We start from the raw sequence: 23,773 nt of genomic DNA on the forward strand, positions 1-23,773 counted from the left end.
TAATTTTGTCTTAATCAAAAACAAATAAGACCATGAGACAAAACAATTATCAGGGCGCATTGCAGAAACCAATTGGTTCTGGATTTAACGCCAAATCTACGACTACTGAGGTGATCAACGGTATTGATCTTATAGGGAAAATAGCCATCGTAACAGGTGGAAACACGGGTATCGGACTGGAAACTACCAAAACACTGGCTGCCGCGGGAGCCACTGTCATTGTACCTGCAAGAACCATGGAGAAAGCAAAACGAAATCTCGACGGCATTGCCAACGTGGAATTGGAGGAGATGGACTTAATGAATCCCGATTCTATTGACCTCTTTGCCCAAAAGTTCATTGAATCGGGCAGACCCCTTCATTTACTGATCAATAATGCGGGGATCATGTGGGTTCCGCTGCGCAGAGACAGACGGGGTATTGAGTCGCAATTAGCAACCAATTATTTAGCGCTGTTTCAGCTTACTGCCAGATTGTGGCCGGCACTTAAGAAAGCAAATGGCGCCAGAGTAGTGAATGTCTCTTCTCACGGACATCAGTTTGCCCCATTCAATTTTGAGGATCCTAATTTTCTGACTAGAGAATATGAAACACTACAAGGATACGGTCAGTCCAAAACAGCAGTGAATCTCTTTTCACTTGAGTTGGACAATCGGGCACACGAGTCAAAAATACGAGTGTACAGCGTTCATCCAGGTTCCATTGGCGGAACGGAATTGGGAAGAGAGGCACCGCTGGAATTATTCCGGAAAATGGGTTTCTGTGATGCCGAAGGCAATATACTACCGGAAGTAGCTGCCTCGTTGAAAACTATTCCACAAGGTGCTGCCACTACAGTATGGTGTGCCACTTCACCGCAGCTCAATGGAATAGGAGGTGTCTATTGTGAAGATGGAGATATTGCCGAACTAGCCCAAGACAGTGCCATGTCTGCCGGGGTAAAGGCCTATTCATTGGATAAAGCTGCTGCCGGCAGGCTGTGGAAATGGAGTGAGGAAATCACCGGAGTGGAATTCAGTATGTAATCGACATGAGCTGATTATTTTGTATCATAGGACTACTGAAAAAGTGTATCTTAAACGATATCATGGAATTTAAAGCAAAATATATAACAGATGACATTAAGCTCTCCTCCTATGAGGACAAGTTTTTTAAATCGGACATCATGTTCGATCATCACATGCTGGTGTGGTTCATTTCGGGAGAAACCAAGATTGTGCAGGCCGATGCCACGTATATATTTAAGAAAGGAGATATTTTCCTTATCCCTAGAAATCAACTTGCTACCATTATCAATTATCCGAAAGATGGCAGGCCACACAAAAGTGTGGTCATGCATCTTTCTACAGGCAGACTACGCGAATTTTATGGTAAACTTAACGTTAAAGTCAAAGCAACAGAGCAGCGAATCCTTCATTATCGCGACCATCCCTTATTGGAAAGCTGCCTCTCTTCTTTGATTCCGTACTTCGATATGAAAGAACTTCCCGAGGAGATTGCTTCTTTGAAGATTGTTGAAGCGATCAGTATTTTAAGAAGCATTGATAAAGGAATTGACCATATATTAGCAAATTTCGAAGAACCGGGAAAAATCGATCTGATCACCTATATGGAGAAGAACTTCATGTTCAATTTGCCTTTGGAGAAGTTCGGCTACCTTACAGGGCGAAGTCTCACTACATTTAAACGTGATTTTGGAAAAGCATTCAATACCACTCCCCAACGATGGCTCACCCAAAAGCGTCTGGAGCTGGCACACTACCATTTTGTGGAAAAGAAAAAGAGACCCATCGAGGTTTGTTATGAAGTGGGCTTTGAAAACCTGTCGCATTTTTCATATGCTTTCAAAAAACATTTCGGGTATGCGCCTTCTTCGTTGATTCAATGAAAAATCAATTGATGATTTTGAAACTCGGTAAAGTGCTTACCATTTAAGCCATACAATAGCCCAATCATGCATTATCAATCTCATCATTAATCCGGATAACATGCCGAAGCGATTTGTTGAATACACTTCCGTGGCACAAGACTTTACTGCCAGATATCCGCTAGTGGCGTACGTAGGCACTCAGGTAAGTTATTGGACTATTGCAAACCTTCTCCTTGCTATAATTGTCAGTCTGCTGTCGCAAATAATTGCGTTACAGTTCAAGCTGCCTTTGTTCGTGAGTCCGGTTTCCCTGATTTTGGTAGCTATGGCTTTGGGCATGCTCTATGGAATTAGCTTAGGGGTATCGGATTATTTTCTTGACAGAAGTTTCTTTAGAAAGCTATCGCTGGGAAAAGTGATTCTTATTAAGGCATTCGGATCATTGGCACTTTTGATTCTTCTGTTGTTTTTGCTGCGTTTTGCGCTTTTTGACTTTCTGATTGTACCATCAGTCGGTAGCCCTTCTGCCCTATTGAATGAGGAATCATGGAGACTTTCATTCTATTTGCTGCTGATCTATTATTTATTTACGACCTTGATTATCAATTTTGTCAACCAGGTCAACAAGAAGTATGGACCGGGTGTATTGGCACCGTTGCTTTTGGGCAGGTACCGCAATCCTAAAGAGGAAAATAGGATTTTTATGTTTATGGATTTGAAATCATCCACCACCATCGCCGAACAGTTGGGGCATTTGAAATATAGTTCCTTTATAAGGGACTGTTTTTGGGATATCAACAAAGTGCTATTTCCCTTCAGAGCACAGGTTTATCAGTATGTGGGAGACGAAATCGTTGTTACATGGCCTGTTTCCGTAGGGGTAAAGAACCACTTCTGCATCCGTTTTTATTTTGCCTGTAAACAACAGTTTCTGAGCCGGGCAGAGCATTACAAAACAACCTACGGTTTACTTCCAGAGTTCAAGGCCGGTATGCATATGGGTAAGGTAACTGCTGTGGAGATAGGAGAAATAAAGAAAGATATTGCATATCACGGTGACACGCTAAATACAGCTGCCCGAATACAAGGTGTGTGTAATGATTACAAAGAAAACATTATAGTTTCTGACTATGTGATAGAGAGACTTGGGATAGATCCACGCATGAAAGTCAAAACACTCGACAAGGTCCTATTGAGAGGAAAAACAGAAAAAATAGGGATTGTGAGTGTGGATTGGATTGAAGCGGAAGAAAAAGTCATCTAATTACGACATTAAGAAACAGGACGTGCAAGCGGTTGAGGTCTTTTTATTTGGATTCCTTATTTCTTAAAGTCAGAAAGAGTAAAAGATACTCTCCCCAGAATCTACACTGGCAGCAATTCAATTACCTCTGAAAAAATTGTTGACGTTAAGACCGCGCAAGAGCGGGTGGATTAATAGGCTATGGAGTTTTCTAAAGATTTGTGAATCCTGAATGTCGGCTGGTTTCTAAAAACCTACACAGGTTTATTTTCATAAAACACCTTACTTTCAAGACAAAAGTACAGAAGAGAAAACATCAAAAAACTTGTAAGTTGCGATGTTTAAAACCTGTCATTTTTTCAGTGAAAAACTGACAAAATTTACTCAAATCCAAATTGGCATTTGACTTGTTTTTTTTACTTCACGGAATCGCGATTCTTTTGTTAGTCGCCTCCTTCGATAGTCATGTATAGATCAGGATACTTATCGGATTAGGCACGTTTATTTGTTGAACTATTAAAATTGTAAAGCAATGAACACATTAATGAAAAGAAACAGTTTAAGCCCTGCCACCACTTTATTCGACGATTTTCCCAGCAGAGGTTTATTTGATTGGTTGGATTCGGCCGGCATCGGCCGAACAAGCGAAAGCAACACCCTACCCCGTGTAAATATCGCTGAAACCGGGAATGATTTTCGGGTAGAGATGGCTGTCCCGGGCATGAAAAAGGAAGACTTTAAAGTGGAACTAGACAACAATACCTTAACTATTCAAGCTGAAGTAACCGAAAATTCAGAGAATCGCAACGATGACGACGTGGGCTATACCCGGCGGGAATTCAGCTATCGTTCTTTTAAAAGATCCTTCTACTTGCCAAATACCGTAGAGAATGACAAAATTGAGGCAAAGTATCAAGAGGGGATCCTTCACCTAGTCATTCCGAAGCGGGAAGAGGCTAAGAGAAAACCTGCAAGAACTATTCAAATCACCTAACTTAAGTGTGGGCAGTTCTCAAAAGACTGCCCACACTGTTTTTCTAATTTCTTTTGGAACTAAACTTTCCAAAGGAGTTGTACGCTAGTATATTCCGGTAAATATGAAGCTTCCCCGCCACTAAAAACTACTTGATAAGTAGACCATTTTATAGCATCGGGTAGCATCTTTCTAGGCTAGATTCTACAGGAATGATGTTTAACAAAAAGTTGTACAAAAATGAATAAAAGCTCTTTTCTGGATTACTATAAAACCATACTCGAAAAAGTAAGTTTTGATCAAAAGCTGCTTGAGAAAGAATATAAAAAAGCAAAACAGTTACTAAAAGTTTCTGAAGTAAGGGAACTGGATTATTGGATGCATCATAAAGGACTTGCCCACAAGTTGAACCCTCTTTCCCTTGATCAAAATAAAAATAGGATCGGTGATTTTCATTGAATTTTTTATGCCAATTTGAGAAAGTTGCTAAATCGGCAAGGATGTTATATTCCTACATTGATGGAAAAATGTCCATCTTGGTCATCATTATTGGCTCCACTCAACTCAATAGGCTACAACTGCCAATCAATTTAAATCTTGCCGACCGGGGGTCAGACGCAATGGACAGAACAGAATAGTGTTCTAAAGTATTTCATTTCAAATTCTCCAGCACCTCTTACTGTTCTGTTTTATTAGTTACGCTTGATATTCTGCCTCCCGGGAAATTTGCCTACTTTTGCGCAGCGATTTAAATACTATGCTGGACAAATTACAATCAATCAAAGAACGCTTCGAGGAAGTCGGGCAATTAATAGTTCTGCCGGAATCCATGACGGACATGAGCAAATATGCCAAGCTGACCAAGGAATACAAGGACTTGGAAAAAATTGTAAAAGTCTATGATGAGTACAATTTGGTCGTGCAGAATATCGTCAGTTCCAAGGAGGTTCTGGATAAAGAAAAAGACCCTGATTTCAGGGAAATGGCCAAAGCTGAATTGGAAGAGCTGAGACCCAGAAAAGAAGCGCTCGAGAATGAACTGAAGCAATTGCTGATCCCTAAGGATCCAAATGATGCCAAAGATTGTATTCTGGAAATCAGAGGAGGAGCGGGCGGTGATGAAGCCTCCATTTTTGCAGGGGATTTATTCCGTATGTACCAGCGCTTCTGCGAAATGCAAAATTTAAAATTAACCGTACTCGATCTGACATTTGGTTCTGCAGGAGGATATAAAGAAATCATTGCCACTATTTCCGGAGGGGATGATGTATATGGAAGGATGAAATATGAGTCTGGAGTCCATCGTGTACAGCGTGTACCTACGACAGAATCCCAGGGACGTGTACACACCTCTGCCGCCTCTGTGGCAGTATTGCCTGAGATGGATGAAGTGGAAGTAAACATAGACATGAACGATGTGCGAAAAGACACCTATTGTTCTTCAGGTCCAGGTGGACAATCTGTGAATACCACATACTCGGCAGTACGTCTGACCCACGAACCTTCAGGGCTGATTGTGACCTGTCAGGATGAAAAGTCTCAAATCAAGAACTTCGAAAAAGCCCTGAAAGTGCTGAGATCGCGCCTTTACGAAATCGAACTGGCCAAGCACAATGATGCCGTGGGGGCTCAGCGCAAATCTATGGTCGGTTCCGGAGATAGATCTGATAAGATCCGAACTTACAATTATCCACAGTCAAGAGTCACAGACCATAGAATCAATAAAACTGTGTATAACCTCCCCGAGGTAATGGATGGACATATTGAGGATTTTATATCCGCATTGAGATTTGCCGAAAATCTTGACAGGATGAACACCAGCGGATTAGAAGAATAGGCTGGGCATTTGCATAAATTTGCTTAGAATTTATTGATTCTGCGATTAGCCTGTTATCTTGAAGAATTAACCATCTGACTTTTATGATTATTACCGGAGAAAGAGAAATAAGACTAGTGACCTGGAATGAGGCTCATTTTCATCAACTCTATCCCTTGGCCAATAATCCGAAGATTGCAATGAATCTAAAGGACAGCTATCCTCAGCCTTACACAATCCATGATGCACGCTATTGGATAGAGCATAATCAGAAGTTCAACCCTCCACAGAATTTTGCTGTGGAATTTGAGGGAAGATTGGCAGGGTCTATAGGTTCTGAGCGGGGGAAAGATGAACTCCGCACCAACATGGAGTTGGGCTTTTGGATAGGTGAGCCCTTTTGGGGCAAGGGAATTGCGACTGAAGCTGTGAAATTGTACACCAAGTATATTTTCGAGAAATTCGACATCGAGCGCATTTTTGCCCAAGTCTATGATTTCAACGGACAATCCATGAATGTCTTGGAAAAAGCAGGTTATTTCCCAGAGGCTATTTTGAAAAAGGCTTTTGTGAAAAACACCACCGTGGGAGACATCTTCCAATATGTAAATATCCGGGGAGAACAATAACCAAAAAAATACAGGTACTATCCTGAAAAATAAGTATAGCCTATACTTACTTCACGATTACCTTTCTTACCAACACGTCCGATCCAGTAGTATAGAGTCGGATTAAATTCATTCCTCTGGGCAGATGCTCCAAGCTGATTTCCTTGGTAGCATTGCTCATCCCTATAGTCTGAATCACTTGCCCAAAGGCATTAATTACTTCCAAACTGATATAATTTCCTCCTCCCAATTGCAGATTTACTGTTCCTGAAGAAGGATTTGGGTATATACGCACACTTAAATCCGTCTTTTCGGGAAGGGCAGTAATTACATCGACATTTACATCAAGAATTCGCGACACACCTTCGTTACATTCATTTTCAGGGGTGACCGTAAGCTGGAAATCACCTTCTTTCACCCAAAGCACAGTCACCTTCTCTGTTCCTTGACCCAATAGAATCACCCCTCCTTCATCGGAAACAGTCCATTGGAAATTCACTGCGTTCTGGGCTGGTACGGCGTATTCTACTTCCCATAACCCCGTTTGAACCTCTCCCCGAACTTCCCCGGGTTGCTCGGGAGGCAAGTTTACAGTAATCTCCTTTAGAATAGGATCAGCCTTTCCACAGGAATTTTCTTGGACAAGCCTGAGCTCTTGACTTCCCGGCGAATTCCAATTTACAAGGATCTCTGATGTACCCTGCCCTTCTACCACTTCTCCTCCGCTTACTTCCCACATATAATCTACGCCCCCTAGTTGCGGGACTGAGTAAACAATGCTTTCGTCTAAACAAACAGAGCCATTACCTTCGATCTGTGGAATATCTCCCGGCATGGCCGATACGATCACTTCCAAGGCAGAGGTCTTGCCATTTCCACAGAAATTCTCCATACTCACATACACCCCATTACGTCCTGTGATTTTCCATAACACCTCTATCTTAGCCGTGCTCTGTCCTGAAATAATTTCACCTCCATCTACCCTCCAAACAAATTGAGCCCCAGGAACACCGGTGTCTTCTACAGAATAACTACCCACGCCAAGACAGGATTGATTTGCCCCCGCAATCTCACTCAAACCTGTGGGCGCAACGCATTCATACCTTAAGATGGTACCATCATCCCCAACAGCATAAGCCACCGTAGGAGTCCCCACACTAATTCCTTTAATATTGCGACTGGTTCCACTGGGTATTTCTACCCATGATTCTCCCCCGTCCCTTGTCTGGAGAATCATTCCATTATCTCCTGCTATAAAACCCAGGTTTTCATCCCAAAAATCGACAGAATTAAAATTTTCTTTAAAAGAAACCTCAATCATACGCCAAGTCTTGGCCTTGTCTTCCGACTTGAGAATAACTCCGGCATCACCGACTATTATAGCAGTACTAGAGTCCAGTTTTGAGAGGGCGTTTAACTTCTCTGAAGTAAGCTTTGGGAGATTTTCCCAAACGCTTCCACCATTTGACCAGCTGATCTGCCCATTGTCTCCCATGGCAAAACCTATCTGATAATCAAAGAATGTAATGTCCCGTAGATTCTCGGTTGTGTTTGGTTGAATGCCGGCAGCATCCCATGTTCCACCCGAATTAAACGATCTGGCGATATATCCACCCGTTCCTGTGACATATACAACTGAAGGTGCAAAAAGATAAAAGCCGGTAATCGTCTCTGAAGTCTGGGCAGGGACAGATGCCCAAGATGAACCGCTGTTGGATGTTCTAAAAATCTTGCCTTCCGCAACTCCCACATAGCCAAAAGCAGTACTCCAATAATCCATCCCAACGATGTCAGTCTCTTCCGGAAGTGGCCGATAAACTATGCTGGTGGCACCGTTGCTTGTGACGTAATCAGCACCTTTCTGTCCTGTAATATGTCCTGCCCGATCAGATTTGAAATCTACTGCGGAGAAATCATTTCGAATTCCCGCCAGTCGCTGGATATAGCTACTGCCGGCGTTGGTCGATGAAATGACATAACCATCTTCCCCGACGGCAAAAACTAGGTTACTGACCGGCTTGAAAGCTAAGGCATTCAAATCCCTGGTATTGCTAGCTCCTAGGTTAGCCTTGCCAAAAGTAACGCCCGAATTGGTAGATCTAAGTCCAGTTGCTTCCTCGCCTACCACTGTGACTATACGGATGTCCAAAGGGCTAATTGCGACCTTTTTCAAATCCGACGTTGCCGGTGAAACTTGGGACACCCATGTCTCTCCACCGTCGAGGGTCTTAATAATACTTCCCCCATCTCCCACTGCATAGCCTACAAGTGGAGAGGAAAAAGCGATTCCATTAAGATTCTTTCCCAAATCTGAATTTAGTGATGCCCACCGATTCCCTCCATCGTAAGTTCTCAGAACCAGCCCCTGATTTCCTACTACGTAAGCAGTGTCGGAATTGATAAAGACTATATCATTCAAACTTTGGTCTGTACCGGAATTCAGTTTCGTCCATGTCTCTCCTTTAGAGTCAGAAAGCAACATCTCTCCGCTATCCGATATCGCCAATATTTTATTCTCAGAGGAAATAGCTACGCTTTTCAGTGCCTGGTGGGTTCCGGATGCTTTCTGGCTCCATGTATCACCCCCATCCAGCGTCTTGAATATTAACCCATTTTCTCCTACCACAACACCTGTATTTTCATTCCAAAAGGAAAGATCCAATAATTTCCCATCAGCATTTACCGATAATTCTTCCCAGGAATTCCCGCCGTCTAATGTGCGGATAATAAGATTTTCGCCTACTGCAAAGCCCACGTATTCATCCACCCAGGCAATAGATTCCAAATCCAATCCCCAGCTTTGCATTCTGGCCCAGGTTTGGGAAAAAAGTTCTGTGCTGAGCAACATCCCTAATACAAATAGACCAACGATTTTTTGCATAAGCATAGTTGAATTAAACAAAAATAAGTTATTTAAGGTCTTGTCAAAGTGACGGGCTTTGCTTCTTTAGTATTACTGACACTCGATTTAGAAACTTAGGGCAAAATCACATGATGATTTGTATTTTTAGCTGTTCCTAACTACAGCCCTTATGAAGCATTTCTTATATTTTATAGCTACAGCCTTAATTTTAGTCTCATGTGGTCCTCAAGAGCGTGTTTCCAAAAGCGTTTTTGATGAAGTGAACAATGCTATGGAAGCAAAAAAGTTATCCGATGCGCAAATTATCCAAGAGGCTATGGTCTGGGGAGATTCCATTAGCCTCGAAGCACAGCAGCAACTGATGGCAAACCTTCACAAAGCTGTTGGAGAAGGAGGATTTACCGAAGCATTGGAATTTTGCAATGTAAATGCTGTTCCTATTATAGAAGAGCTGAGTCGGAAACATGGAGTTTCCATCCGACGGACATCTTCCCGCGCCAGAAATCAAGACAATTTACCCACGGATGATGAATTGCCAATCCTTGAAGCGTATGAATATAATGTGGAAAATGGCATCGAAAATGGACCAAATATACAGCGTATAGAAGATGGGGACATTTTGCTTTATACCAAAGCAATTGTTATTCCATCCGAATTTTGTTTGTCATGTCATGGGGATCCGACAAATGATATATCTGAAGCTGTTTTGAACAAGATAGATTCTCTTTATTCGGAAGATCTGGCAAAGGGTTTTGAGGTGGGAAATCTGAGAGGAATATGGTCTATAAAAATCCCTAAAAAAGCAGTGGTGAATCGCTTATAACAATCGATTGAAATGCGACTGTGGGGCAATTTTTAATATTTTTTTAACAGAATTTTATTCTGAATATCTATCAATTGTCCATTTTTTCATGGGATAATCATATTTTTTACACCATCTTTATAGTTGTGTGGTTTTTTTGTTAAAAAACAGTCATTTTTTGGCAAAAAACAGTTTGGTATTGCCAAAGCATTGGGGGACATTAGATTGTTAAATTATATTAATTAATAGTAAACCCCTATGCTAATGAGAAACTTTACTCATTTTAAGCTATTCAGCATGACATTGATATTTTGTCTGGGGCTGATTAGCGCAGCGTTCGCACAGACCCGGGAGGTGTCTGGTGTGCTTATTTCCGGAGAAGATAATCTTCCTCTTCCCGGTGCCTCTGTCCTCGTCAAGGGGACTACAAACGGTACAGTAACCGACATTGACGGTAAATTTTCTCTTACTGTTTCAGGTCCTGAAGACATACTGGTGATCTCATTTATAGGTTTTGCTCCTATGGAAGTCCCGGTTGGCAATAATTCTACGTTTGATTTAACCTTATTACCTGACACCAAGTCTCTCGAAGAGGTCATTGTGGTAGGATATGGGGAGCAAAAAAAGGAAACGATTACAGGATCCGTGGCGACAGTAAAAGGCAAGGACCTAAACAAGTCACCCGCAATGAATCTATCCAACTCTATTGCCGGCCGTATGTCAGGGGTTGTAGCGGTAAACAGAAGTGGAGAACCCGGTAATGATGGATCCAATATCAGAATTAGAGGGTCGAACACACTTGGAAACAATAGTGCACTGGTAGTAATAGACGGAATTCCTGACAGAGCAGGAGGAATTGAGCGATTGAACCCGAATGACATTGAGAGTATCTCAGTACTAAAAGATGCCTCTGCAGCGATTTACGGATCAAGAGCTGCAAACGGTGTAATTCTCGTAACTACCAAAAGGGGTGCTACAGGTGCTCCGGAGCTTACATTCCAGATGAATCAAGGATTTGCCCAGCCCACCGTTGTCCCTGAGTTGGCAAATGCTGCCCAGTACGCAGGCATGCTGAATGATCTGGATATCTATGCACTCCCTACCTCAGAATGGGCTGCTGCCAATTCCGCTTATAAGGAAAGTGGAGAATACACCAGACCAAATGGACAAGTAAGATCTGCTCCTTATACTCCTGCAGAATTGGAGTTGTATAGAAATGGTTCCGATCCTTGGAACTACCCAAATACAGACTGGTATGATGCTACTTTACGCAATTGGTCTCCTCAGAGTAGGTATAATCTACAACTGGTCGGCGGTAGTGAGAACGTGAAGTATCTGACTTCTCTCGGTTACCAAAATCAGGATGCATACTATAAAAACGCTGCTACAGGCTACAAACAGTATGATTTCCGCATCAATCTAGATGCAACTATCAACAAGTATGTAAAAGTGGGGCTGGGAATTGTGGCTAGAGAGGAGTACAGATTCTACCCTACCCGAGGAGCGGGGGCGATCTTCCGAATGCAGATGAGAGGAAAACCAAACCAGCCTGCTTTTTGGCCAAACGGGTTACCGGGTCCGGATATCGAAAACGGTGAAAACCCGGTGGTGATCACTACCAATGCAACCGGTTATGACCGTGACAAAAGAGATTACGTTCAGACTACCGGTAATTTGGAAATCAAAATACCTGGAGTAGAAGGGCTGAAATTTACAGGTACCGCAGCCATTGATAAATCCATGAGATTTATCAAAAGATGGGAAACACCTTGGACGCTTTATGAGATGGGAACTGGTTTTGAAGATGATGGAGTTACTCCAGTATTGGTGCCAAGCCAAAGAGGTCCTGCAGAGCCAAGATTAAGAGAAGAGAATATCAACCAATTAAATGTTCTTCTAGGCGGTGTATTTAATTACGATAAGGTTTTTAGTGACGTACATACACTGAATGTAGTGGCAGGTGTGAACCGGGAGACAATTGAAAGTAATAATTTCAATGCGTTCAGAAGGTATTTTATCTCAACCTCTATTGATCAGATGTTTGCGGGAGGTGATCTGGAAAAGAATAATGGAGGAGGAGCCTTTGAAAGATCCCGTTTGAACTACTTCGGTAGAGTAGCCTACAATTACCAAGAAAAGTATCTGGCAGAATTTCTATGGAGATATGACGGTTCTTATATTTTTCCTGAGAATACCCGATATGGTTTCTTTCCGGGAGTAATGCTTGGCTGGGTAGTATCTGAGGAAGGCTTCTGGAAAAATTCCTTAGGCAAGACATTTGATTTCTTCAAAATTAGGGGTTCTTGGGGGCAATTGGGTAATGACCAAATCTTCTTTGATAGTAACGGGGATGGTACTCAAACGCTTCAAGAATATCAATTCCTTTCTACTTACGGATTTGATTCCTATATCATCAATGGGGTGGAGGCGAAAACCTTATTTGAAACCAGAGTTCCAAACAATGCCATTACCTGGGAGATTGCCAATAACTCCAACTTAGGATTTGAAGGTCAATTCCTACAGGGTAAGGTTTTCTTCGAATTTGATTTGTTCTACAATAAGAGAACGAATATCCTTTGGAGAAAAAATGCTTCTGTCCCTCAATCTACTGGGCTTACCCTTCCCGCCGAGAATATAGGAGAAGTTGAAAACAAAGGATTTGATCTAAATCTGGGCATCCGTGGTGGCAAAGGTGAATTTCAGTATTCTATCAGTGCCAACGGAGGGTTTGCTAAAAACAAAATCTTATTCTGGGATGAGTCCCCGGGAGCACCGGAATGGCAAAGATCTACCGGAAAGCCTATGAACACAGAGCTTGTTTACCAATACGATGGTGTATTCAGAGATCAGCAAGAAATTGACGCTGAGTCCTTGGACTATTCTGCCATCACCAATAACCTACGTCCAGGTGATATGAAGTACAAAGATATTGGTGGTAGAGATGCGGACGGCAATTTTGTGATGATTCCAGATGGCAAGATCACTCCGGACGATAGAGTGCGCATGGATCAAAACAATATCCCTACATTCCAAGGAGGTGTAAACATCAATGCAAACTGGAAAGGGTTTGATTTGGCTATTCTGTTTCAGGGAGCGATGGGTGCAAGACAATATGTAAGCGCTGGAGAGTCCGGAAATATCGGTAACTACCTATCTGACATTTATGAGAACAGATGGACGATTGATAATCCAAGTAGCGTAGACCCAAGAATCGCAAACAGATCTGATCAGTATTATTCAGGAGGGAACACCTATTGGTTTAGAAAAGCTGACTACCTAAGGTTGAAAAACATAGAAATTGGCTATAATATTCCTGCCCATATCAGTGAGAAAATAGGCGTTAAAAATGCCAGGATCTACGTGAACGGATTGAACGTGATTACTTGGGATAAGTTGAAAGTTTATGATCCGGAATCAGATAACTCCACCGGACAGTATTATCCTCAGGCAAGGGTAATCAACACAGGTCTTTCTGTTTCATTTTAACTAACCCGAACTAATGAAAAGAAATATAAAACACTTAGTAATAATGCTATCAGCTTGCTATACGCTTGCAAGTTGTAATGATGAGTTCTTAAATACTGACCCACTAGGGGAAGTATCTGAATCTGCAGTTTGGACAGATCCTGCATTGGCAGAGGCCTTTGTGACGGGTATCTACCAAGGATTTGGCCAAGGTGGTTTTAATGAAGAAATGCTTGCATCCTTAACTGATGAAGCGATTTTCACACACCCTGGACGTGGTCTTAATAACATCACGGAAGCTAGAATAAATTCTGCTGATGTAGGGTGGAATAGTGACGCTCGTAGGACCTATAATTGGCAAAGACTATATAGCTATATCCGTAGGACAAATATTGCAATCGAAAATCTTTCTGATCCCCAGTTTGACAATACCGGTGGAATTGTAGACAGATTGTTGGGTGAAGCCAAATTTATGAGAGCTTACTACTACCATGATTTAGCACGCTATTTTGGAGGAGTACCTTTGATTGCCCGCCCTTATGAACTTGGAGAAGAGACTTACGAAGAGCCTAGAGCTACTTGGGAAGAAACTGTCAACTTCATTATAGCCGATTTAGATGATGCGGCCACTTTGTTGGAAGGAAAGAGTATGGTACCAGGTCGTACAAGTGAATTGGCTGCCTTGGCACTGAAGTCAAGAGTCCTTCTGTATGCTGCAAGTGACCTTCATGATGCACCTACAGCGCAGAGCAATGCAACCACACTGTCAGGGTTTAGTGATATTGACTTACTGGCGTATACATCAGGCAATAGAACCGAAAGATGGCAAAAAGCCCAAGCTGCTGCCATGGAAGCTATTCAGAAAGGATCCGGCAATCTATTTGGACTTTCCTCTCCTGTATCCCATGAGGACGGTATCCAAAACTACATCAATAACTCCATGGCCAGAAATGGTGGGGAGAATGAGATTATTTTGGGTAGATATTTCATCAATGCCAAGCAGGAAGATGGGGGTCGTCAAGGCTTATTCAATGGTCCAAATGGCTATAACAACTGGGCTGGAAATACTCCTGTACAATTGCTGGTGGATGACTATGAAATGATGGACGGGACTGAGTTTGACTGGTCAAATCCAGCTCATGCTTCTACACCTTATGAAAACAGAGATGCCCGATTCTATGCATCTGTGCTTTATGATGGAGCTCAATGGAAGCCAAGATCCACTGCCAATATGCCAAAAGATCCACTGGGACAAATACAGACGGGGACATATGAAGTAACCGATGGCTCCGGCACCAAAGTGACCCACTTTGGGCTAGACACCAGAAACAGTTCTATTGAGGATTGGAATGGCAGTTACACTGGTTACTATTTTAGAAAATTCATCGATGCTGATCCGGCTATTGTTGACCAAAATACTTGGCAGGAAGTTCCTTGGCCTATTATCAGATACACTGAGGTTGTGCTAAATTACGTAGAGGCATCTCTGGAACTGGGACAGGAAGAAGAGGCACGAAACTGGTTAAATCAAATTAGATTTAGAGTTGGTCAGCCTGCTATCACCGATACGGGCGATGCATTGGTAGAGCGCTATAGAAATGAGCGACGAATTGAGATGGCTTACGAAGAGCAAAGATTCCATGATGTTCGTCGTTGGATGATTGCTGAGGAGACCTTTGGTCGTCAAGCAAATACAATTAGCATCACGGGTACGCTCAAATCCGGTCAAACACTTTCTACCTATAGATATGATCCGGGGGTTTATAACTATGAGTATCAAGTGGTGCCGATTGATCCTGGAAAAGAAAATAGATTATGGCTGGATAAAATGTATTTCATACCTATTCACAGAGATGAGATTAACAGGAACTCAAACCTTGTACAGAATCCAGGATTCGATTAATCAGACTTATTCTTAATTTTAAATCTAAGCCACTCCTTCTGGGGTGGCTTAGCTTATTTTAAATCATGACAAAAGGAACCCTTATAACACTAGTTGGACTCGCCATTTTGATAATGTCTTGCTCTAAATCCGACACGTCGAGCCCAACTGACAATTCACAGGTAGCCTCCACTCCTCTGTTTAATCTATTGCCCCCCGAACGAACAGGAATTACTTTTTCAAATAGAATCGAGGAGAACCTCAACCTCAATGTCCTGATGTATGAGTACCTCTACAATGGAGGTGGGGTAGCCGTGGGCGATCTGAACGGAGATGGATTGGAGGATATTTATTTTTCTGCCAACGTAAGCGGAAATCAGCTTTACCTGAATCAGGGGGATCTGAAATTTATAGAAACTGCCCAAGTTTCCGGGGCAACCGGAAGACAGGGCCCTTGGAAGACAGGAGTAGTATTTGTCGATATCAACGGCGACAATAAATTGGATATCTATCAATGTTATTCCGGGAACTTACCTACTGAGAAAAGGACCAATCAACTTTTTGTAAATCAAGGAAATGATGAAAACGGAATTCCTATTTTTAAGGAAATGGCGGAAGAATTCGGAATAGCATCCAATGCTCCCAGTACCTCAGCTAGCTTTTTTGATTTTGATCTTGATGGAGATTTGGATCTTTTCCTCCTAAACCACAACACTCAATCCATCCAGAATCAGGATGTGAGTTTGACTAAAAAAATGCTTCAGGAGAAGCACGAAGCCGGCTCACAGCTCTTCGAGAATCGGAATGGGAAATTTGTGGAGATTACACTAGAGGCAGGAATTTCCAGTTCAAGCCTTTCCTATGGACTGGGAGTAGCCGTGGCAGATATCAATCAAGATGGCTGGCCGGATATTTACATCGGAAATGACTATTCCATGCCCGATTATCTCTACATCAATCAGAAAGACGGCACATTTAAGGATGAAATTTTGGCACGTATGGGTCATACCTCCCATTTCTCCATGGGAAATGATATCGCTGATTTCAATAACGACGGGTTACTGGATATTTTCACCCTCGACATGCTTCCTGAGAGCAATGAAAGACAAAAACTGCTTCTTTCCCCAGATAATTTTGAACTGTTTGAATTGAATGTGAACAGGGGATTCCATCATCAGTACATGCGGAATATGCTGCACCTAAATTCCGGAGACGGGATTTTTCAGGAAATTGGGCAGTTGGCAGGCGTATCTAATACGGATTGGAGCTGGGCCTCTCTTTTGGCAGATTTTGACAATGACGGCTGGAAGGATTTATTTGTCACCAATGGCTACTTGAGGGATTATAACAATCAGGACTTTCTGAAATACATGGACAATTATGTCCAGACCTCCGGAGGAAAACTCAAGCGCGAAGATTTGCTGAATATGGTCAACAACATGCCCTCTTCAAACTTGACCAATTACATTTTTCAGAACAGCGGAGACCTAACTTTTCAAAACCAAACCAAGGAATGGGGAATCAACCAGGTGCTGAATAGCAGCGGTGCCGTCTACAGTGATCTTGACAATGACGGGGATCTTGATCTCATCGTAAATAATATCAATGCTCCTGCAGCTATCTATGAAAATAAAACTGCCCAACTAAAAGGAGGGAATTACCTGAAAGTGAAGCTTTCGGGATCAGCAAAAAATTCCTTCGCTCTCGGAGCTAAAGTCGAGCTCTTTGCCAGCGGCACTATACAACTATTAGAACAGAACCCCTATCGCGGCTATCAGTCTTCAGTGTCAACCATTCTTCATTTTGGACTGGGGGATTTCACCGAAATAGACTCTCTTATAGTCTCCTGGCCGGGAGGAAAGATCTCCAAAACATATCAAGTCACCTCAAATCAACTGCTGGAATTAAGTGAAAATGATGCAATAAATTCCTCCGGCATCAAGCCCGTTACTACTGAGGTATTTTTAACTGAAAAAACAATTCTAAAAAATATCCAAGGTAGAGATTTCAATGATTACAAAAGACAGCCTTTGTTGATCAATCCTGTTTCAGGAAATGGCAAAGCGATGGTTTTTGCCGATTTTAATGGAGATGGGCGCGAAGATTTGTTCGTGGGAGCGGGGTCTGATGCAGGTGCTTCCATCCTTATGCAAAACCCCGATGGGTCATTTGTCAAACAGAATACCGGTGCGTTCACATCAGCAGCCAAATCCGAAGACACAGATGCTGTTGCCTTCGATGCAAATGGGGATGGTCATATGGATTTGTATGTAGCCAGCGGGGGTGTCTATGACTTCAACGTAGGAGACGATGCATTGCAGGACCGGCTTTATCTCAATGATGGAAAAGGTAATTTCACACTAGCTTCCGGTGCTCTTCCGGCAGAGGCATTTCCTACAGGTACTTTACAAGTGGCTGATTTCAATTTTGATGGAATCCCCGATCTATTTGTGGGTGCCCGCATCAATCCGGGTCAGTTTCCTACTTCCCTTGGAGCAAGGATTTGGATCAATGACGGGAAAGGAAGGTTTACCGATCAAACAAAGCAACTTGCTCCCACTTTTGTTAATATGGGGATGCTGACAGACTCAGGTATTGCAGATCTGGATCAGGACGGAAATCCGGAATTGATCGTATTGGGCGAGGCTATGCCTATTCAGGTATTTTCTTTCCTTGATAATCAGTGGAAAGAAACGACTTTGGATTTCTTCGAGAAGCATGAATTTGGTTTTTGGAATGACGTGACTCTGGCAGATTGGGACGGGGATGGACAGGTGGAGATGCTGGCAGGCAATCTTGGGACCAACTCCCAAATCAAAGCATCCCCCACCCAGCCTGCAGAAATCCTTTACAAGGACTTTGATGGAAATGGCTCTGTTGATGCTTTCTTAGGATATTATATACAGGGGGAAAAATACCCTGCCGCCGGCAGAGACGAAATTTTGGGACAGGTTCTTTTCCTCAAAAAGAGATACTTGGATTTCAAATCATTTTCCACTGTGAAGATGGATGAGCTATTTACCCCACAGGAGCGAGAGGGCACAAATTCCATATTCATAAACCGCCTTGAGACTACTTATTTTGCTCGGGATTCTACAGGAAAATTTGTTCCTAATCAACTTCCCCTACAAGCTCAATTCTCTCCTGTATTTGCATCGGAAGCGGTAGATGTAAATGGCGATGGGAATTTAGACATGGTTCTTGGAGGAAATATTGGCTATGGCAAACTATATTTCGGAAAATATGACGCAAATCATGGAGTTGTTCTGCTTGGGGATGGAAAAGGGGAATTTACGAATATCAACAAATCCCAAAGTGGATTGAACATTATCGGGAATGTCAGAAAAATCAGTTCCGGTAACGGGCTACTCCTTATCTATTCAGATGAATCTACGGTAAGCATCTATTCGCTCCATCCATCAAAAACGGACTAAATTTCAGCCCGAACCCTATTATATTTAATGCTAAAGATTTTTTCTTAGAACATGTTTAAAACAACCCGGCAATACCTAGTGGCAGCTGCATTGATACTAATGAGTTTTAATGTGAATACAGCCAATTTTGAATCTTACAACCAGAAAATCCCCGGGACAGGCGTGATTTTCCGGATGACTCCCATTCCGGAAGGAACTTTCATGATGGGTTCCGAAAGTTCAGCAAATGCAGATGAAAAACCCGCCCATAAAGTAAAAATTGACGCATTTTGGATGGGAACCCATGAGGTGACTTGGGATGCTTTTGAGCTTTTCTTGGACAAAAACTATGAGCTTGCTATTTCCGAAGGCCCTATTGGTGACCTCGTGGATGGATTGAGCAGACCGAGCATGCCGTATTTGGACATGACCTTTGGGATGGGCAAGGAGGGCAAGCCTGCAATAGGAATGACCCAATATGGAGCTATACAATTCTGCCATTGGCTATATCTGAAAACGGGGATTTTCTATAGACTTCCCACAGAAGCAGAATGGGAATATGCAGCCAAAGCCGGATCAGAAACAAGATTCTTTTTCGGAGATGATTCTTCGCAGCTGGGTGAATATGCCTGGACCAAAGAAAATTCTGCGGAAACTACACACCCTATTGGTGAAAAAAAGCCGAATCCTTGGGGACTTTATGATATATATGGCAACGTGCTGGAATGGACTTCAGATCATTATGATCCTGAATTCTATACATCCTCATCTGCTTCCAATCCACTCAATCCCTCAACAGCACTTTATCCAAGGGTGGTACGGGGAGGAAGCTACGATACAGAAGCCTCCGAAATAAGTTCTACCAAGCGCTATGTGAGTTCGGCAGATTGGAAACGAATAGATCCTCAGATACCCAAAAGCCAATGGTGGTTTCCGGAAGCGCCATTCTTGGGCTTGAGACTAGTAAGGCCACTTATACCTCCTAGTCCTGAAGAAATTATGGCTTACTATCAAGCTGCCCCGATTACCGATTACTAACCCTTAATATCCATACTATGAAATTAGAAAACTCCCGCAGGGATTTCATCAAAACCTCCGCACTGGTTACGGGCGGATTGATGACTGCACCCTTTGTCCTTCCAGGTGCCTATGCCGCACCTGTCAATGAATTGAAATTAGCTCTTATCGGCTGTGGCGGTCGTGGTACAGGTGCTGCTTTTCAAGCATTGGCAACAGGTCATAACATCAAAATAGTCGCTCTGGCAGATGCCTTCAGAGACCGGTTAGATAATGCACATAAGGCATTAAGTGAAAAATATGGAGACAAGCTTGCTGTTTCTGAGGACATGAAATTTGTAGGTTTTGATGCATATAAAGATGCGATCGCTCAAGCAGACGTAGTGATCCTTGCCACACCTCCGGGATTTCGCCCGATGCACTTCGAAGAAGCCGTGAAGCAAGGCAAGCAGGTCTTCATGGAAAAGCCCGTAGCTGTAGATGCTGCAGGCATCAGAAAAGTCCTGAAAGCAGCCGAAGAAGCAAAAGCTAAAAAACTAAACGTAGTAGTTGGTCTTCAGAGACATTATCAGGCAAACTACATCGAGACAATCAAACGCATTCATAATGGTGATATCGGTGATATCATCAATGGCCAAGTATATTGGAATGATGGCGGAGTCTGGGTAAGAGAGCGTCAGCCTGGACAGACTGAAATGGAATACCAGATGAGAAACTGGTACTACTTCAACTGGCTCTGCGGAGATCACATAAATGAACAGCATGTACACAACATCGATATCGCCAACTGGGTAAAACAGGGTACGCCGGTGAAAGCGGAAGGTACGGGCGGCCGACTTATTCGGACTGGCAAGGAAAATGGAGAAATCTATGACCACCATGTCTTGACTTATACTTATGCTGACGGATCAGTGATCCACAGTGAGTGCCGTCACTTCCCCGGTGCTCAAAATCGTGTAGACGAAAGCTTCCAAGGGACAAAAGGAACTGCATTTCTAAGCGCAGGAAATCACGGTGTACTTAAAGACTGGAAAGGCAACGTGCTCTATGACCATGACCGAAAAGATCAGCCAAATCCATACCAGGTAGAGCATGACCTGCTTTGGGATGCATTGTTCAATGGGGAATATAAGTTTGCTGACGCTGAAAATGCAGCGAAAAGTACCATGACTGCGATTATGGGGAGGTACGCCACTTATTCAGGCAAGCCGCTCACTTGGGATGAAGCCCTAAACGGTCAAATAGACTTAATGCCCGAAACACTGGCTTGGGATGCTATGCCAAAAATATTGCCTGGACAAGACGGCTATTATCCACATGCAATCCCGGGAAAAACCAAAGTAATTTAATCATGGAAAGAAGAGGATTTATAAAGAAAGTTGGTTTGGGAAGCACCTTTTTGGGGGTTTCCGGGACTATGAGTATGCCGTCCTTTGCCGCAGGCAAAGCGGAGCCTACCTTCAATATGGATTTTGCGCCGCATTTCGGGATGTTTAAGAATTCTGCTCCTGGAGGAATTGTAGACGAGCTGAAATTTATGGCTGACCAAGGTTTCAGATCGCTAGAAGACAACGGGATGCTGGGACGGTCTGTGGAAGAGCAAACGCTTATCGGTAAAACACTTGAATCTCTTGGAATGAGAATGGGTGTATTTGTAATAGACGGGGGCGAGAATTGGAAGACCTCCCTTACCACGGGCAAAAAAGAGCATGAAGAGTTGTTTGTAGACACATGCAAGAAATCTGTGGAAGTAGCCAAGCGGGTCGGCGCAAAATGGATGACTGTAGTTCCCGGCTATTTCGAAAGAAATCTACCGATGGGTGTGCAAACCGGGAATGTCATTGAAGCCTACAAGCGTGGCACCGAGGTATTGGAAAAAGAAGGATTAGTAATGGTGATGGAACCATTGAGTGACAATCCCGATCTTTTCCTACGTCATGCTGATCAGTCGTATATGATTTGCAAAGCTGTGGATAGCCCAGCATGTAAGATTCTGTACGATATCTATCATATGCAGCGCAATGAAGGAAACCTGATTGCCACGATGCAAAAAACCTGGGATGAAATAGCTTACATCCAAATAGGAGATAATCCAGGCAGAAAGGAACCAGGAACCGGAGAAATCAATTATAGCAATGTATTCCAATTCATCCATGAAAAAGGTTTCAAAGGTGTGATGGGTATGGAGCATGGCAATGCGTTACCGGGAGTAGAAGGAGAAAAAGCATTAATCCAAGCCTATAGAAAAGTTGACATAGTCTGATTTTAGAATAGAAATGATCAAAAGAAAAGTACTGGCGCTATCATTATTGGTAGCGCTTTTTTCCTGTAAAAAATCTGAGGAAAACTTAGCGGATAAACCAAGCGGCTGGGATATCCTTGAGACACCTGTCGAATCTTCCTTAAGAGGTCTTTCTCCACTTACCAATGAAATAGCCTGGGCAAGCGGAAGCAATGGAGTATGGTTGAGAACCATAGACGGGGGAAAGACTTGGGATCATGGTGTAGTTGCAGACTTGGACACTGTGGATTTCAGATCGATTCATGCTTTTGATGCCATGACTGCGATTGTAGTCTCAGCAGGGCAGCCAGCTGTGATTTACAAAACGGAAGACGGGGGAGAATCTTGGGTTCTAAAGCATCAAGAGAATGAAAATGCCTTTTTGGACGGTATCAGCTTTGCCTCCAATACTCGTGGATTTGTAGTAGGGGATCCCTCTGATGGAAAATGGACAATCCTCCAAACTGCCAATCAGGGAAATACTTGGTATCCTATAGATTCTCTGCCCGGAGCAGTGGATGGAGAAGCTGCCTTTGCTGCCAGTGCCACCTCACTACTTGCTGAGGGGAACCTGCTTTGGCTCGGTACGGGAGGAACGGAGTCCAACCTCCATTTTTCCAAAGATCTGGGAGCTACTTGGGAAAAGTACAATTCCCCTTTCGTACAAGGAGAATCTTCCCAGGGTATTTTTTCCATAACAAGCATGGGCGGTGGGGAAATAGTTGGAGTAGGCGGAGATTATCTGAATGAAGATATGCAGGAAGGTATTGCAGGAATTTTTATCTCTGAAAGTAAGGAATGGATAAAACCACAGCAGGGGCCGGATGGATATCGATCGGGTGTAGTTTATTTTCCTATGCATAAATGTCTGATCGCTGTAGGTCCATCAGGCTCGGATTATTCCACTGATGCAGGAATTAATTGGCAGCCCATATCCAATGAGGGTTTCCATGCAGTGAAAATGGGACATGCTGATGGTTCTGTATGGGCATCGGGTGCTAAAGGAAAAATAGCTAAATTAACCTATTGAAAAATTCCCAAACACGGATTAATCAAAGCTCTTAAGAAAGCTTTGTCTTCAATACTAGTAAAAGATTTGCATATTGGTTAAGTTTTAAATGGGGATTATGCATTAGGTTTCGTTATGAAGGCAATAATTTCAAGAAAATCGGGCTGTTTGGAGAGTGAGTGCGCTGCGGTGGATATGATGAAATCGAAAACGGCAATGGAATGGCTGATTTTGAAGCAATTAATGGCTGCAATAACTTGTGCGCCGTGGCGTAGAATTTCTAATCCATATTTCAGGTTAAAGTGTAATACCATTTTGCTATCTTTAAGCTTAGAGCTTGTTTAAACTTTATCCTTTGGCCTGCGATTGCGCCTCTTTCGCCCACTCTTCGGCTATTTTCCGGGATGTAGCTGTGGCTACGACCCAGAAAATGAGTCTCGATTGAACGAAAAATGCGTCAATCTCGGCTTCAAAAACAACATTTAAACAAGCTCTTAACCCCAATTACTGCTAATAAACCTGAATATTATA

16 protein-coding genes are annotated in these 23,773 nt (G+C 42.9%); 15 read left to right on the plus strand and 1 reads right to left on the minus strand.

All coding sequences use genetic code 11. The annotated features are described in order from the left end of the window. The first annotated feature begins 32 nt into the window (after positions 1-32). From ID165_RS20790 to ID165_RS20820, 7 genes are all read left to right on the plus strand, one after another. Positions 33-1,025: an SDR family NAD(P)-dependent oxidoreductase gene (locus ID165_RS20790; RefSeq protein ID WP_192347344.1), complete on the plus strand. Its 993-nt coding sequence runs from the start codon at positions 33-35 to the stop codon at positions 1,023-1,025. A 62-nt stretch (positions 1,026-1,087) separates the two neighbouring features. Next, positions 1,088-1,888 (plus strand): helix-turn-helix domain-containing protein, encoded by an 801-nt coding sequence (locus tag ID165_RS20795; protein ID WP_192347345.1) that lies wholly within the window; start codon positions 1,088-1,090, stop codon positions 1,886-1,888. Between the two features lie 100 nt (positions 1,889-1,988). Further along, the gene (locus tag ID165_RS20800; protein WP_192347346.1) at positions 1,989-3,134 is read left to right on the plus strand and encodes an adenylate/guanylate cyclase domain-containing protein; all 1,146 of its coding nucleotides are present in this window, start codon (positions 1,989-1,991) and stop codon (positions 3,132-3,134) included. A 511-nt stretch (positions 3,135-3,645) separates the two neighbouring features. Beyond that, positions 3,646-4,107 carry an Hsp20/alpha crystallin family protein gene (locus ID165_RS20805; RefSeq protein WP_192347347.1) on the plus strand — a complete coding sequence of 154 codons (462 nt, stop codon included), beginning with the start codon at positions 3,646-3,648 and terminating at the stop codon, positions 4,105-4,107. A 219-nt stretch (positions 4,108-4,326) separates the two neighbouring features. Continuing rightward, positions 4,327-4,545 (plus strand): hypothetical protein, encoded by a 219-nt coding sequence (locus ID165_RS20810; RefSeq protein WP_192347348.1) that lies wholly within the window; start codon positions 4,327-4,329, stop codon positions 4,543-4,545. Between the two features lie 298 nt (positions 4,546-4,843). Further along, positions 4,844-5,923 (plus strand): peptide chain release factor 1, encoded by a 1,080-nt coding sequence (prfA, locus tag ID165_RS20815; RefSeq protein ID WP_192347349.1) that lies wholly within the window; start codon positions 4,844-4,846, stop codon positions 5,921-5,923. 83 nt (positions 5,924-6,006) lie between these two features. Further along, complete coding sequence (locus ID165_RS20820) at positions 6,007-6,531, plus strand: GNAT family N-acetyltransferase (protein ID WP_192347350.1); 525 nt, start codon at positions 6,007-6,009, stop codon at positions 6,529-6,531. A gap of 46 nt (positions 6,532-6,577) precedes the next feature. On the opposite strand, the gene ID165_RS20825 is transcribed toward ID165_RS20820, so the two are convergent. Then, positions 6,578-9,391 (minus strand): YCF48-related protein, encoded by a 2,814-nt coding sequence (locus ID165_RS20825; RefSeq protein WP_192347351.1) that lies wholly within the window; start codon positions 9,389-9,391, stop codon positions 6,578-6,580. 151 nt (positions 9,392-9,542) lie between these two features. On the opposite strand from ID165_RS20825, the gene ID165_RS20830 reads away from it, so the two are divergent. The 8 genes from ID165_RS20830 (at position 9,543) to ID165_RS20865 (ending at position 23,263) form a co-directional block, all read left to right on the plus strand. After that, on the plus strand, positions 9,543-10,196 hold the full coding sequence (locus ID165_RS20830) for a DUF3365 domain-containing protein (RefSeq protein WP_192347352.1): 654 nt from the start codon (positions 9,543-9,545) through the stop codon (positions 10,194-10,196). 243 nt (positions 10,197-10,439) lie between these two features. Then, positions 10,440-13,661 (plus strand): TonB-dependent receptor, encoded by a 3,222-nt coding sequence (locus ID165_RS20835; protein ID WP_192347353.1) that lies wholly within the window; start codon positions 10,440-10,442, stop codon positions 13,659-13,661. 13 nt (positions 13,662-13,674) lie between these two features. Further along, entirely contained in the window at positions 13,675-15,543 is a 1,869-nt protein-coding gene (locus ID165_RS20840; protein WP_192347354.1) for a RagB/SusD family nutrient uptake outer membrane protein, read from the plus strand. 65 nt (positions 15,544-15,608) lie between these two features. Continuing rightward, positions 15,609-18,956: a VCBS repeat-containing protein gene (locus tag ID165_RS20845; protein ID WP_225586860.1), complete on the plus strand. Its 3,348-nt coding sequence runs from the start codon at positions 15,609-15,611 to the stop codon at positions 18,954-18,956. A gap of 51 nt (positions 18,957-19,007) precedes the next feature. Further along, the gene (locus ID165_RS20850; protein ID WP_192347355.1) at positions 19,008-19,973 is read left to right on the plus strand and encodes an SUMF1/EgtB/PvdO family nonheme iron enzyme; all 966 of its coding nucleotides are present in this window, start codon (positions 19,008-19,010) and stop codon (positions 19,971-19,973) included. Between the two features lie 17 nt (positions 19,974-19,990). Continuing rightward, on the plus strand, positions 19,991-21,301 hold the full coding sequence (locus ID165_RS20855) for a Gfo/Idh/MocA family protein (protein WP_192347356.1): 1,311 nt from the start codon (positions 19,991-19,993) through the stop codon (positions 21,299-21,301). Between the two features lie 2 nt (positions 21,302-21,303). Further along, positions 21,304-22,215 carry a hydroxypyruvate isomerase family protein gene (locus ID165_RS20860; RefSeq protein ID WP_192347357.1) on the plus strand — a complete coding sequence of 304 codons (912 nt, stop codon included), beginning with the start codon at positions 21,304-21,306 and terminating at the stop codon, positions 22,213-22,215. A 13-nt stretch (positions 22,216-22,228) separates the two neighbouring features. Continuing rightward, on the plus strand, positions 22,229-23,263 hold the full coding sequence (locus ID165_RS20865; RefSeq protein WP_192347358.1) for a YCF48-related protein: 1,035 nt from the start codon (positions 22,229-22,231) through the stop codon (positions 23,261-23,263). Positions 23,264-23,773: the final 510 nt, after the last annotated feature.

Origin of the sequence: Algoriphagus sp. Y33 (assembly GCF_014838715.1) — a bacterium.
GTDB lineage: Bacteria > Bacteroidota > Bacteroidia > Cytophagales > Cyclobacteriaceae > Algoriphagus.